The sequence below is a fragment of the Cytobacillus sp. Hz8 genome (assembly GCF_042263505.1).
GTDB lineage: Bacteria > Bacillota > Bacilli > Bacillales > Cytobacillaceae > Bacillus_BE.
The window spans coordinates 19,826-33,414 of the sequence record NZ_JBHKFI010000010.1 but is presented as its reverse complement, the minus strand read 5'-3'; the positions used below and the strand labels follow the sequence as shown (position 1 = coordinate 33,414).

Genomic DNA, 13,589 nt, shown 5'->3' with positions numbered 1-13,589 from the left:
ATTTGTCCATTTGTGGAGTATGATGTTTTACTATTCCATTCAAGCGTTCAAGGAAACTTGAACGCTTCTTTGTGAGATTTTGATTTCAATTCTTTTTTGGTTTCCCTGCATTTTCAATCACTTCTACTTGAAAGGCAACTGAGCAACCCGCAACCATTTTCAGTTACAAGTTTTTGCCTATTATTTTCGATCTCTTCTTTTTTCATTCAATTACCCGAAATGGACCGAATTCAAATCCTTAGCCCATTTTCAACTCTTAATTCAGCTTATTTTCAAGTAGTGGACTTTTTTTTCTGGTAAAAATGAAAAGGAAAGAGATATTTATTTCTTGAGTATTGCGAGATAGACAATTTCCACGTGGTGTTTTTCAAATATCATGGTAAAATAGTAGAGCGTATCAATCTTTTTAAGGAGAAATTTTTATGTTAAAGATAGCCATCATTCTTATAATAGCCTACCTACTCGGATCGATTCCCTCCGGTCTCATTATTGGAAAAGTATTTTATGGGACAGATATTCGTGAGCATGGTAGTGGGAATTTAGGGGGAACTAATACTTTTCGGACGCTCGGAATTAAAGCCGGCATTGTTGTCACCCTTGCTGATATTCTAAAGGGGACATTAGCAGCTGCCTTACCAGCGATATTTGTTCCAAACCTTCAGTTTCTACAATTAATTGCGGGGCTCTTTGCCGTTCTTGGTCATACTTATCCGATTTTTGCAAACTTTCGAGGTGGAAAAGCTGTTGCCACATCTGGTGGCATGCTATTATTTTATGCTCCGCTCATGTTTGTTATCATCGTTGTTGGTTTTTTTATTAGCTTATACATATCCAAATATGTATCCCTTTCATCTATTATTGCTGGTATCATTGCCATTATTTATTCCATTGTTTATTCCTTTTACCACTGGGATCCGCTACTCATTATCATCGTAGCAGTTCTTGTCTCCTTCGTCATTTATCGACATCGAGAAAATATTAAACGGATCAAAAATAAAACCGAGCCAAAAGTCAAATGGATATAATTTCTAAAGGTTAGACAAATCAAGTCAGGTTATGGCATTGAGGCGTCTAACCTTTTTATCAACTATCGAAGTTTTAGCTATTTGGAACCTTTAATATCAGCAGATCCTTACCCCGTTCAACTTATATTTTTTTTATTCCTTACAAAATGAATCATATTCTGACCTCCTTCGCCATACTTATAAATTAGACATGATTCTCACGAATAAAAATTGGACTATTTAAAAGGATGGTTAGGATGAATAAAATCCAAAATACACATATTTTACAGGCTTACAAGGAGTCAACCGCGATTCAACAAGTGAAGCATCCATGTTACAACGATTCGACATCCCCTTCTTATGATTCACAGAAACAATCAAAAAATCAAAATCTCACGGATAGCAGCTTCTTACATGAAATCAAAAATCCCCTTACAACGATAAGAGGACTCCTGCAACTCATAAAACTTCAATGGAAAGACCCAAAATTAAACCAATATACGACGATGGCCATTCATGAGCTTGACCGGACAAATAACTTACTCGAACATTGGTTAAACATCAATAAAGCTTCCAGCGTTGAAAAACAAAGCATTCAAATCAATGCATTGGTGCAAGATCTGTTGATTCTATATGAAGGAGAGGCAAGTTTGAAAAATATTTCTATTACAACCGAGCTATGCAATGGAAATCCTGACATAGAAGGAAATCAAAACCAACTGAAACAGGTCTTCATCAATCTCATCAAAAATGCATTCGAAGCCATCCATGCAAAAAAGCTTCAAAATCAGCAAGGAAACATTTTCATTCGCACAAAGGTAGAGAATCCTTGGGTGGCAATTTATATCAAAGACAATGGCTGCGGAATGTCCAATAGCATGATGGATCAACTCTTTACCCCTTATTTTTCTACCAAAACAAACGGTACTGGAATTGGCTTATTTATTAGTAGGGAGATTATCCATAATCACAACGGAGAAATCAAGGTTTCAAGTTTTCTTGGAAATTATACGGAATGGGTAGTGAAATTCCCATTAAATAAGAAAATCGTTCATAATCCTGATGAAATGTGACACACTATGGTCAAATGTTCAAGAAATTGTCAAATATTTATATTGAATATTCTGAATTTATATTGATATACTTGAGACATTACTCACTTAAAGAATTGAAGGATGGTGGATTTCAACATGAAGAAACTCCAACCGCATAATGAACAATATGAGTTTTCCAAAGATTTAAATACAACCGGTGAATATGAATTTTTTCTTGAGTATGTCAAATATTCTTCTGAATGCTCGGATAATGCTGAGGCTACAAAAGTGATAAAAAATTTTGACGAATTAATTTATTTTTTTGAAGAATTTGATCGAACTTCATATTAGATTCTTTCAACTTCGTGTTTTCTGAAAACTACTATAGATTTTTTTATTGGGACAATTCTAGGTTTTTCCTTTTATGACTCATTTGAGGAATCCTGGAATTGTCATTTTTTCGCCAAAAATATGGTGAAACATGAAGAAAAATGAAGTGACCTCAATAATATTCATGTCGATTTATAGAAAATATCGAAAAACAATAGAAAATAGAGAGAAAAATCGATTAAACTAGAATCGATATTAAGTTAATTTTCTTAGTTTCATCGAATCATTGGGAGGAGAAGCAAGCAGATGAAGCATAACAAGCTACTACTTGGAGGAATGATCCTTGCACATATTCTATTTTTTCTGTCGTTTTTTTTGTTGTTTAATATGTACAAGAACAAAGCTTCAGAGCCCCTCTCAGAAAAGCCCTCTCAACTTCAAGCAGAAAAACATCTCGCCATTCGCGCTAAAGGGCTTAATGTGCAAACTACATTAGCCGCAATTGGCGATATTCTCATTCATGATAGAGTCTACGAAAATGCAAAAATAAAATCCAGTTATGACTTTCATCCCATGTTTCAAATGATCCAATCTTCATTGAAAAAACCGGATATTCTCTTGGCGAATCAAGAAACGATTCTTGGAGGGGTTAAACTAGGGTTATCCAGTTACCCCTGCTTTAACAGCCCTCAACAAGTAGGAAATGCCCTTATTGATTCAGGTGTTGATATTGTTTCAACAGCCAACAATCATGCGCTCGATCGTGGGGAAAAAGGGCTTATCACATCCATAAACTATTTAAATAAACTAAATCTCCCCCATGTCGGGACCTATACCAGTCAAAAGAGCCATGATACCTTACAAATTCTCTCAAGCAATGGAATCAAAATTGCTTATCTCTCTTATACATATGGAACAAATGGGATTCCCATTCCAAAAGGAAAGGATTTCTTAGTTAATCTCATTGATAAAACGAAGATGAAAGAAGAAATTCAAAGAGCAAAAAAGAAAGCGGATGTCGTTGTCATGAGTGTGCACTGGGGCATTGAATATCAACGATTTCCCAATAAAGAACAAAAACAATTAGCTTCCTTTCTCGTCAATCAAGGAGTGGATATCATCTTTGGGCATCATCCTCATGTCCTGCAACCAATGGCATGGATAAAGGCGAAAGATGGAAGAAAAGCATTAGTGGTTTACTCACTTGGAAATTTTCTTTCAGGACAAGACCGAGACTATAAAGATATTGGGGGGATGGCAAGTGTACAAATAACCAAGAAAGTGAGTCAGGAAGGGAAAATCATCTCACTTAATTCTCCTACCTTCCTTCCTACTTATGTGTCCCATAGTCATGATCAATACCGTGTCGTTCCATTGAAAAATGCGGGCCCATATGGTCTGATGAATGCCTCAGAAAAATATAACGAAATCATGAATCATATGACTCACCATTTAAAATAAGGCTAGACAGAGACATGGACTTTTTTCATGTAGTCTTTGTCTTCCTTTATGAAAGCTTTCTTTATTTTCCCCATATTTAAACAAATTGTAAGACAATAGTCAAAAGTAGGATAGGTTGAACACATTAGTTCTTTTATAATAGGAATTAAGATAGATTTTTTGAGTTGTTTCACGTTTAAGGGGGATGTTTCATGTCTATTAAAGCAAAAATCATTGTTGGTGTACTTTCAACAATGATCATGATTATCATTGTGAATACTCTATTTACCTACTTTTCCGTCCATTCGATTTCAGGTAACAACGAAGAATTGACTTCAGGTCTTTCTTCTGATGTGCAGAGAGATGTAAGCGGTTTTTCGGAGCATTATGCTGGAACACTCACCTACCATGGCACCGAAAATGTCATCATCCAAATTGAAGATTTACTGACTCGTACCAAGAGTGAATTGATGACGATTCAAACTTTCCAAAATTTAGATTCGAATAACTCGGCTACACTAAAAAGCCTATTTAAAGAGATGGCTCGAAATAACACAGCGATTGAAAATATTTATTTTACGTCAAATGGCAAGAACTATATCTCTGTTTCTCAAAAGGAAGCATTAAATTCATCCAACCAAAGTTCATGGTTTATCGCTGCAAAAAAGCTTAAAAAAGGCGCATTTCAAATTTCACAGCCCTATCAAAATATAAATGGAAAAAATATGATCACCATAACCACTCCTGTGTTCAAAGGGAATTCATTCTATGGCGCACTTGCCGTAAACCTTTCCATTGATAAAATAACAGAAAAATTTGCTGACACAAAAGTTGGAACAAGCGGTTATATCATCATTACAACTCAAAACGGAGAATTACTATCCTATAAAGACCATAAACTCATAGACAAGCACAGTAATATCTCTTCTCTTCCCATCTATCAAGGGAAAAAAGATGGAAAGGTTTTTTTAGATATTAATAAGGTGACCTATATCGGTGAAACAGAAAAAGAAACTGGCTGGATCGTCTATTCCGTCATTACACAGGAGGAAGTAAAGTCCTTCTCCTCCACTATTTCAAAAAACATGCATCATCAAATATCAAAGGCAGAAAAAAGCTCCTCTGCGATGCTTTCAAAGTTAAACTTTATTCAAGTAGGAATTGTTCTTATTTTATTGATAATTTCAATCATTATCAGTATCTTTTTTGCAAAATATTTCATTAATCCAATCAAGATGCTTTCTGACTTCTTACATAAGGTTGCAAATGGGGATCTTTCGAAAAAGATGGAAATCAAATCGAAAGATGAAATGGGTCAATTATTTCAATCTGTTAATCATATGGTAGAGTCCTTAAGAGATATGACCCATAAAATAGCGCATTTAATTGATGAGGTTGATAAAGATTCAAAATTATTAAATTCCCAGGCAGAAATATCCTCCAATGTAACAGAAACCGTATCTACTGCCATGGGAGAATTAGCAAGCGGTTCTGAGCAATTAGCGCAGGATATGGTGAATATTTCATCCCATGTCGATACAAATGTTCGTTCAATCGACTCCATGACGGAAAATATCGAAAAAATTGCTAAGCATGGTAAAAATACAAAATCTATTACAGCTGAGGGGCAATCCTCCATGGAACGCTTAAACGACCGGATGGGATTGATTGTGGACCAATCGGTCGAGTCATCCAATATCATGAAAAAACTGGATCAAAAGCTACAAGCGATTAATGACATCACAACCTTAATTTACTCGATTGCGGAAGAAACGAATCTCCTATCCTTGAATGCCTCGATTGAAGCAGCTAGAGCGGGAGAACATGGTCGGGGATTTGCCGTTGTTGCACAAGAGGTAAAAAAATTAGCAGAGCAAAGCAGCCAATCTGTTGAAAAAATCGCGGATTTAATCGCGGAGATTCAAAATGACTCATCACAAGCACTTATTAATATTGATGAAGGAAGAGAATCTGCCTTTGAAGGCGCATGTATGACAAAAGAAACAGAAAAAAGCTTTAACAATATCATTCACTTCATCGATCATTTAGCAAATGACATTGAAGAAATAGCTGCCGCAAGTGAGCTGTTATCTTCCAGTAGTCAATCAATTTCAAGCTCAGTAGAAAGTGTAGTGGCAATCTCCCAACAAACATCAGCTGGTATTCAAGAAGTGACAAGTACCAATGAAGAATCACGACATGCCGTTCAACAAGTCTATACGATAACCGAAAATTTACGAAAATTATCCATTGAACTTCATGAATCCATCAAACATTTTCAATTATAGGAAATCCTTTTGAAAGAAGTCTTGCTTTCATTCCCGAAAGCAAGACTTCTTTCATTTATGTTCTTTCTATGATGGATTAAATTTCATAGGATTTTTATCTCTATCTTCTAGGATCCCTCCATCAATCATTCCTTCGTAAGTTGATCCACACGAAAATCTAAGAAAAACATGGTAAAATCACAATAAGGCATGTTTTCAAGGGGGTTATGTCGTGCGCTCACATTCAATTTCGATTCGTGGTTTATCCTATATTCTAGCATTTCTTTTTATCATCTTGATTTACCTATTTCAAATTCAAGCCTATAATATCTTATTTATTCTATTATTAATCCTTCTGCTCTCTGTTGCGTTTTTTTTAGAAGAGAACCGATTATTTTCTTGGACCATCCTTGCCTACATCTTTAGCCAATTTATTTTTTTATATGGAGATCGACTCATTCTTAACTTACAATGGACACGTGAGTGGGAAATCATTGGGAGTCGCTTGCTTTTGTTTTTTCCCATCCTCATGATTGGTGGACTATCGCTAAAATTCAAGCGTCCTATATCCATTTTCCCCTTTAAAACAAATTGGAACCAAGCAATTTCTTTACCTTTTCAAGCGAGAAAGATTCATTTTCTATTCTTTTATTTCATTATCATCTTTATAATAGGAATGTGCTTTCTTCCTTTCTTGCTCCATTTGTCTGAACCTCTGCATCTCTATGGATTTTCGATGGTGCTTCTATTATCATTCATTAACTCTCTATTGGAAGAAGGTTTGTGGCGCGGAATTTTGTTAACACGTTTATCATCCATTATGGATCAGCGTTCTGCGATGATTTTTTCTTGTCTCGGCTATGGACTGACCCATCTTTCATTAGGATATTCCATTGTCGCTTGCCTTCTTTTCTCTATCGAGGGTCTAATTCTTTCCTTTTTAACGGTAAAATCACGTAGCTTGATCCCTGCCATCATCGCTCATTCTCTCTTTAATGTGCTGATGATTTTAAGTGGAAAAATTCCTTTTTGGATTAGTTAGCATTACCATATCTTTCATAGAACCGCGATTTTATCTTTCGCATTTGAATGGGGAATCCTATATAATGATATTGTTTCAACAGGAAAGGGGTACTTCAATGAACATACATATAACAGAAGAAGCTGCAAACTGGTATATTGAGGAACTGGATTTAAAGAATGGGGATTACGTTCGTTTTTTTGCCCGTTATGGGGGGCATAGTACCGTTCATCAAGGCTTTTCACTTGGAATCTCTACTGAAACACCCCATAATATGGGTGTGCAAACGAGTGTTAATGGAGTTATTTTTTATATTGAAGATGCGGATTTATGGTATTTTGATGGACACGATATTATGATTGATTTTAATTCAAAAATAGGCGAACCAGAAATTTCTTTTAATAAGTAATAAAAAGGGGATGGCAACATGTCATCCCTTTTTATTTCCAAATATGATGTGTGAGGCCTTCTTTTTTCAAGATTTCTTCTTGTTTTTCTCCTAATAAATCAAAATGCGAATAGCCATCCTTACGGTAATCAATCCATTCTGGCCTTAAGCCATATTGCTTACCCCATCGCTTTAGCTTCTCAATATCCTTACAGCCTACCTTTGTAACCGTTTTGCATGCAGGAAACCGCTCATCAAGCCAATAGTGGGTTAAAAAGGCGATATCCCCCCGGTCGATTTGAGCCTTCCACATGTCGATATCTTCTCTTTTAATTCCGAATGCCACAAGCCTCACCCCAAAAATTTAAGCTTCAATTGGTTGTTTTTTATTTTTCTCGTAAGCCTCATGCCATTCTGGATAGACCCGTTTAAACTTGATTGGTCTAAATGAATCCTTTTTCACGCAAATGTGAACGGATTTTCCTTCAACGGCAATACTGCCATCTTCCGTAAATATTTCATAGGCATAGGTCACTCTTAAGCCATCATATTCTTCAATCCACGTCTTGACTTTGGCCATTTCCCCATAACGAACAGGCTTTTTGTAGCTCGCTTGGATATCAATCACTGGTGAGATAATGCCGTCCTTCTCCAATTCTGCATAATTAAAGCCTAATTCTTCAATTATTTTTGTTCTTCCTAATTCCATCCAAACTAGATAATTGGCATGATAGACAACCCCCATCTGATCGGTTTCTGCATATCTCACTTGAATATCTGTTACAGCTACTAGCATTGTCTTATTCTCCTTTTCTCCTTTTATTGATTGCCATGATCATATCTTCCTTCACAATCATATTTGCCGTTTCTTCCATCTCTAATGGTAAATCATTCTGTAAAACTCGAACAGCCTGGATTTGAATCGCTTCATCGATTACATTCGTTGCGAATCGACCATTTCCAGACAACTTTATTTGGGTTAATCGCTCAAGAATGTAGGATTTTGCCTCGTCATTAAGGGTATATTGAAATTTAACTGCATACTTAACCATAATTTCAAGTAGCTCTTCAGGAGAATAATCCTGAAAATAGAAAAATTTCTTAAACCGTGATTTTAACCCTGGATTACTTTCTAATAATCGCTCCATTTCATTTGGATAGCCAGCTAGAATCACTACCAAATTCTCATTATGTTTAGTCATTTCATCAACTAGTGTATCAACAACCTCTTTTCCAAAATCACTGGAAGAATGATTAAATAAGGAATAAGCTTCATCGATAAAGAGGACGCCTCCAAGTGCTTCACGAATTTTCTTTTTCGTCTTAATGGCTGATTGCCCCACATACCCTGCGACTAAATCCGCCCTGCTTACAACGAGCAAGTGGCCTCTCTTTAAAATCCCATATTCCTTTAATTGCTCAGCGTATATTTTGGCAACGGTCGTTTTTCCTGTTCCTGGGTTTCCTGTGAAAACAGAATGTAATTGCACTGGAACAACTGGGAGTCCCTTTTCCCTTCTTAGCTGCTGCATTTTCACAAAGGACAACAGCGTTTCGACCTCTTCCTTCACTTCGTTTAATCCAATCAGATCATGAAGCGAACTTGAATAGATCCTTGAATCCTCCAGAAAAGGTAAAAGAAAATCTTCTCGTTCTAAGATAGTATAATCCAATAAATGATGATTTTCCTTTGCCCCTTTTTGAAAAATCGCATCTAAAATGATATTTTTAACGGTCCTAGCATTTCCAAAGGTATCATCCACTCTTTCTTTCTCCAGCCTTGTTTTTAGCTCAATTGTTGCGTCATCAGTTAGAAAATAATCATTTTCAAGCGCCATTTGGTTAGCAATCTCAATGAGCTCATTTGTATTATAATCTGCTAACTGAATGAAATTTGATTGGGGAAATCGACTCCTTAGGCCTGGATTGGCATCAAGAAATTGTCGCATTTCTTCTGGATATCCAGCTAAAATACACGCAAATTTCCCTCCAAACTCTTCTCCTGTCATAAGAGAAACAAGTGTATCAATTGCCGCTTGACCATAATCATTCCCCGATTGCCCTTCTCTTTTTAAGCTGTAGGCTTCATCAATGAATAGAACGCCACCTAAAGCCTTCGAAACAGCTGCCCGTACATTTTCCTCCGTCTGTCCAACAAAAGAACCAACCAACTGGGAGCGATCGACTTCAATTACGTCCTCTCTTGGTAAAACACCAAGTTCAAAGTATATTTTAGCAAATAATCGGGCAAGTGTAGTTTTTCCCGTACCTGGATTTCCCGTTAGTACCATATGTAGGCTAAGCTCATCCTTCATTTTATAGCCAAGTGATTTTCTTTTATTTTGATATTTGAGATACTGGTAATGACGATGAACTCTTGCTTTCACATCAGCTAAACCTATCATTTGATCTAATTCGGCTAGTGCCAATGTTATGTTTGATTCTTTCTCCTGATCTACAGCAAAATCAGACTCCCATTGTGCTTTTAGTTCTTTAATTTTGGCTATATCGGATTTTAAATTTTGAAAATAGGTAGTATTATAAAACATCCCTGAAATGGAGTCATGATAATCCGTGGCGGTTTTAAGCACTACACTAACCTGTTCAATCGCTGCATTTATCAAGCCAAGCAAGTTTTGATATTTAAGAGCTAATTTTTCTTCATGAAACGCTTTGGCCGAATCCGCTCCATGCTCCAACTCATCATATTCTTCCTCAACAGCCTCTAAAAATTGTTGACAAATTAAAATGATGTCTTTTGCAATTTTTTTCTTTGCAGGGCCTTGATCCGTTTCTCGGAGAATCGGGAACTCAAGCTCCTGAAATAGATCCTTCTTTTTCTCCCATTGAAATTGGGCGAGAAATTGACTAGCTCGTTCATTTTTGGAATCTAATCGCAACGCCTGTTCCATCCAAACATGAATGAGAGAGTCTTTTTTCTTCATTTTTCCCATTCTTGAAAGGGCAGCAAGCGTTAAAAGAGTCGACATTTCTTTTGCATCACTTTGTTCATTTATAAGTCGGATAACCTTCAGTATAGAGGTCTCATCATGAATAAATCCCTTTTCCTTAATTTCTTCCTCCCATATATGAATAGAATGCTCTATCTCTTGTCGATGAAATTCTTGTTGTATCATATTTATCACTCTTCTATGTATTTTCATTTCGTTTAACATCATTTTACTAAAATGTCTGCAAATATAAAACTGATTTGACCCATTAGAAAGAAAACAGCTGACATAAGAAGGTTTTCCTATAGATCATTTCCTTCTGTGTCAGCCGTATTCTTACGTGTTATAAATTATTTCCATTATTTTGTGTTTGCGCCTCGTCTTTAATTTCGGAGCGAAAAGATTCAATGCTTTCACGGCGTCGTTCATTCTTTGCCTCTATTTGTGCCCGTTGTTCCTCATTTGTTGCGAGTTCCAGGCTTCCGCTTCTTCCATATTTTCAATCGTATTTTGAATCATGGATTGTAATTTTTCAACGTTATCGCTGCGATCATCCGGCTTTGGCTTTTGATTATTCGTCAAAATCATTTCCTCCTTGTTTTGAGTAGGATGTGATACAAAGGTAGTTTTTCGATTTTCAAGAGAAAATATGAATGAAAGTTCTGGGATTGATTATAATTTTGTTTATTATAATATTTTTATGTAAACTAATAAGATAATAATGACTCGTCGAGCAAAATTAAGCTTCGACGAGTTGAATCAACTTACTCCCCTTTAGTTTGAATCACTTGGGGATGCTGACCAGAACGGTCTTGCATTTGCTTTCCCTTATTTCCACCGAATGATCGGGATTTTGTCCCAATATGGCTCGGGACAAAATGTTTACTGTCCTTTTTTGGATTACTCATCCTATCCCCTCCTAATACTTATCATTTCCGAAAGAAGGGATTTCATAATTGGGAAGCTTTTCCTCGTTATTCAGCTTTCCCCAATCGTTTTTCAAGCCGTTCTTCAATTCTATCTAAAGCCGCTTGATCCTTTAATAATTGGCTTTTATTTTCTTGAACTAATTCAGAAAAGGAACGCTTTCTCACTTTTCTCATGGTTATCACCTTCCTTTAAAACCTATTTTAACTGTAATTATGCCCTAAAACTTTGCTATTTATTACAAATTTTTGAAAATTTCATTCATTCTATATTTACGTAAAATAGTTCTTAAATGTTTCAATTTTCTTAAAATTAAATTTCTCTTTTTGACACAAAAAAAGACTAAACAATCCATCTAACGGTTGGTTGTTTAGTCTAATTAAATTACATATTATCAACAAATATTTTGATTTTTTCCTCTGTTAAAGAGGTAAGGTATTTACTCTGTATCAATCCTTTTTCATCAATAAAATATGTAGTTGGAACGGTCATGATTTGATAATTATTGTTTACTTCATCCTTTTCATCCAACAAAATTGGAAAATGAACATCCCATTTTTTTGCAAATCCAGCTACATCATATTGGGGATCGATATTCACGGCAAGTATGATAACATCTCGACCTGCCTTTTTATAATACTTCTCAATCTCCGGCATTTCTTTTTTGCATGGTGGACACCATGTCGCCCAGAAATTCAAAATAATCTTTTTCCCTTTGTAATCCGATAAGCGCACCGTATCTCCATTAAGAGATTTTAATTCAAAATCGGGTGCCTTAACCCCAACCTTTAATCCCGGTAAATGATCTTCTGAATTTTGGGACTGTGACTCTGTCGTTTGCTGTACAGAATCATTATTCATTGCATGAACAATGACAGCCGTTGTCAGGACAACAAACACGATAGCAGCGATGATTTTTTTTAGCATAGGTCCCTCCCCTTCGCATGTAAGCGAGTCATTTCATCATTATTCTATCCTAAAAAAGGTGCAAAATAAAATACTGCTTAATTTTTTTAGACGTGAGAATTTGAAAATAACTTTGAAAGCTCCTCTTGATAATTTCCTTTGACTATCCCTCTCTCAGTAATGATGGCCGTAATTAAATTATTTGGCGTGACATCAAATGCCGGATTAAATACTTTGACTCCATTTGGGGCGGTTTGTTTCCCAAAACTATTTGTAATTTCCTCAGATCCTCTTTCCTCGATTGGAATTTCTTCTCCTGTCTTCGTTTGTAGATCGATGGTGGACATTGGGGCAGCCACAAAAAACGGAATATGATGGGCTTTTGCAAGCAGTGCAACTCCATATGTACCAATCTTATTCGCCACGTCTCCATTAGCCGCGACACGGTCACAGCCAACCATTACAGCCTGTACCCATCCTTTTTGCATCACCATGGCCGCCATGTTATCAGCAATAAGCGTAACATCAATGCCAGCCTGCATTAATTCCCATGTAGTCAATCTTGCTCCTTGTAATAACGGTCGGGTTTCATCAGCAAAGACTTTGATATTCCACCCCTTTTCTTTTGCTAAATATAAGGGAGCAAGGGCAGTTCCATATTTGGCTGTAGCAATTCCCCCTGCATTACAATGTGTTAGTACCCCCATTCCATCCTCTAATAAGGTTAATGCCTGCTCACCGATAGAACGACAAACCTCTTCATCTTGATTGCGGATTAAATGAGCTTCCTCCTCAAGGGCGTTCTTAATATAAAGAATCGACTGATGCTGTTCTTTTTTTACCCGTTCTTCCATTTTATTTAACGCCCAAAATAGATTAACCGCCGTTGGGCGTGAGGTAGCTAAATAATCTTGTTTTTCCTTAAAATGTTGATAAAAGGTGGCAAAATCCTCTTCAGGCGCGTCTTTGATCCCTAACAATAGCCCATAAGCAGCTGCAATTCCAATAGCAGGAGCACCACGAACCTTTAAATGTTTGATTGCCTCCCATACTTCCTCTATTTTCGTTAGTTCAAGAAACTCAGTCACCGTCGGTAGCTTTGTCTGATCTAAAATTGTTAATACTTCATTTTCATATTTAACTGATCGAATAAATGTTTCCTCCATCCTTGATGTCTCCCCTTTTGTCTTTACTTCTTAAAGAATAGTTCATTTTATCATAAAAATAATTATCTGAAAATACAAATTTATCTTTGCTTAATAAGGAAGTTTTGAAATGCTGGACTCCATTAAATGAATTTTTTGAGGAGATTTTTTTAGGG

At 36.2% G+C, this 13,589-nt stretch carries 14 protein-coding genes and 1 pseudogene; 7 read left to right on the top strand and 8 right to left on the bottom strand.

The window, feature by feature from the left end:
* Positions 1–422: 422 nt before the first annotated feature.
* From plsY to ACE38V_RS13310, 7 genes are all read left to right on the top strand, one after another.
* Entirely contained in the window at positions 423–1,025 is a 603-nt protein-coding gene (gene plsY / locus ACE38V_RS13340) for a glycerol-3-phosphate 1-O-acyltransferase PlsY (RefSeq protein WP_375841849.1), read from the top strand.
* A 236-nt stretch (positions 1,026–1,261) separates the two neighbouring features.
* The gene (locus tag ACE38V_RS13335; protein WP_375841847.1) at positions 1,262–2,077 is read left to right on the top strand and encodes a two-component system sensor histidine kinase NtrB; all 816 of its coding nucleotides are present in this window, start codon (positions 1,262–1,264) and stop codon (positions 2,075–2,077) included.
* 117 nt (positions 2,078–2,194) lie between these two features.
* The gene (locus tag ACE38V_RS13330) at positions 2,195–2,389 is read left to right on the top strand and encodes a hypothetical protein (protein WP_375841846.1); all 195 of its coding nucleotides are present in this window, start codon (positions 2,195–2,197) and stop codon (positions 2,387–2,389) included.
* Positions 2,390–2,674: 285 nt separating this feature from the next.
* Positions 2,675–3,829, top strand: a complete 1,155-nt coding sequence (locus ACE38V_RS13325; protein ID WP_375841844.1) for a CapA family protein — start codon at positions 2,675–2,677, stop codon at positions 3,827–3,829.
* A gap of 191 nt (positions 3,830–4,020) precedes the next feature.
* Positions 4,021–6,096 carry a methyl-accepting chemotaxis protein gene (locus ACE38V_RS13320; RefSeq protein WP_375841843.1) on the top strand — a complete coding sequence of 692 codons (2,076 nt, stop codon included), beginning with the start codon at positions 4,021–4,023 and terminating at the stop codon, positions 6,094–6,096.
* Positions 6,097–6,307: 211 nt separating this feature from the next.
* A complete protein-coding gene (locus ACE38V_RS13315) occupies positions 6,308–7,117 on the top strand; it encodes a CPBP family intramembrane glutamic endopeptidase (RefSeq protein ID WP_375841841.1) in 810 nt (269 codons plus the stop codon).
* A 97-nt stretch (positions 7,118–7,214) separates the two neighbouring features.
* The gene (locus ACE38V_RS13310; protein WP_375841840.1) at positions 7,215–7,505 is read left to right on the top strand and encodes a HesB/YadR/YfhF family protein; all 291 of its coding nucleotides are present in this window, start codon (positions 7,215–7,217) and stop codon (positions 7,503–7,505) included.
* 31 nt (positions 7,506–7,536) lie between these two features.
* On the opposite strand, the gene ACE38V_RS13305 is transcribed toward ACE38V_RS13310, so the two are convergent.
* The 8 genes and pseudogenes from ACE38V_RS13305 to mtnA all read right to left on the bottom strand — a co-directional run bounded on the left by ACE38V_RS13305 (position 7,537) and on the right by mtnA (position 13,434).
* Positions 7,537–7,830: a hypothetical protein gene (locus ACE38V_RS13305; protein WP_375841839.1), complete on the bottom strand. Its 294-nt coding sequence runs from the start codon at positions 7,828–7,830 to the stop codon at positions 7,537–7,539.
* Positions 7,831–7,848: 18 nt separating this feature from the next.
* Positions 7,849–8,280 carry an acyl-CoA thioesterase gene (locus tag ACE38V_RS13300; protein WP_375841837.1) on the bottom strand — a complete coding sequence of 144 codons (432 nt, stop codon included), beginning with the start codon at positions 8,278–8,280 and terminating at the stop codon, positions 7,849–7,851.
* A gap of 4 nt (positions 8,281–8,284) precedes the next feature.
* Complete coding sequence (locus ACE38V_RS13295) at positions 8,285–10,621, bottom strand: AAA family ATPase (RefSeq protein ID WP_375841835.1); 2,337 nt, start codon at positions 10,619–10,621, stop codon at positions 8,285–8,287.
* 157 nt (positions 10,622–10,778) lie between these two features.
* Positions 10,779–11,023 (bottom strand): annotated as a pseudogene (gene tlp / locus ACE38V_RS13290) (small acid-soluble spore protein Tlp).
* A 176-nt stretch (positions 11,024–11,199) separates the two neighbouring features.
* The gene (locus ACE38V_RS13285; protein WP_375841834.1) at positions 11,200–11,343 is read right to left on the bottom strand and encodes an acid-soluble spore protein N; all 144 of its coding nucleotides are present in this window, start codon (positions 11,341–11,343) and stop codon (positions 11,200–11,202) included.
* A 66-nt stretch (positions 11,344–11,409) separates the two neighbouring features.
* A complete protein-coding gene (locus tag ACE38V_RS13280) occupies positions 11,410–11,538 on the bottom strand; it encodes an FbpB family small basic protein (RefSeq protein ID WP_375841833.1) in 129 nt (42 codons plus the stop codon).
* A gap of 208 nt (positions 11,539–11,746) precedes the next feature.
* Positions 11,747–12,289: a peroxiredoxin family protein gene (locus ACE38V_RS13275; protein WP_375841831.1), complete on the bottom strand. Its 543-nt coding sequence runs from the start codon at positions 12,287–12,289 to the stop codon at positions 11,747–11,749.
* A gap of 86 nt (positions 12,290–12,375) precedes the next feature.
* Positions 12,376–13,434 carry an S-methyl-5-thioribose-1-phosphate isomerase gene (gene mtnA / locus ACE38V_RS13270; protein ID WP_375841830.1) on the bottom strand — a complete coding sequence of 353 codons (1,059 nt, stop codon included), beginning with the start codon at positions 13,432–13,434 and terminating at the stop codon, positions 12,376–12,378.
* Positions 13,435–13,589: the final 155 nt, after the last annotated feature.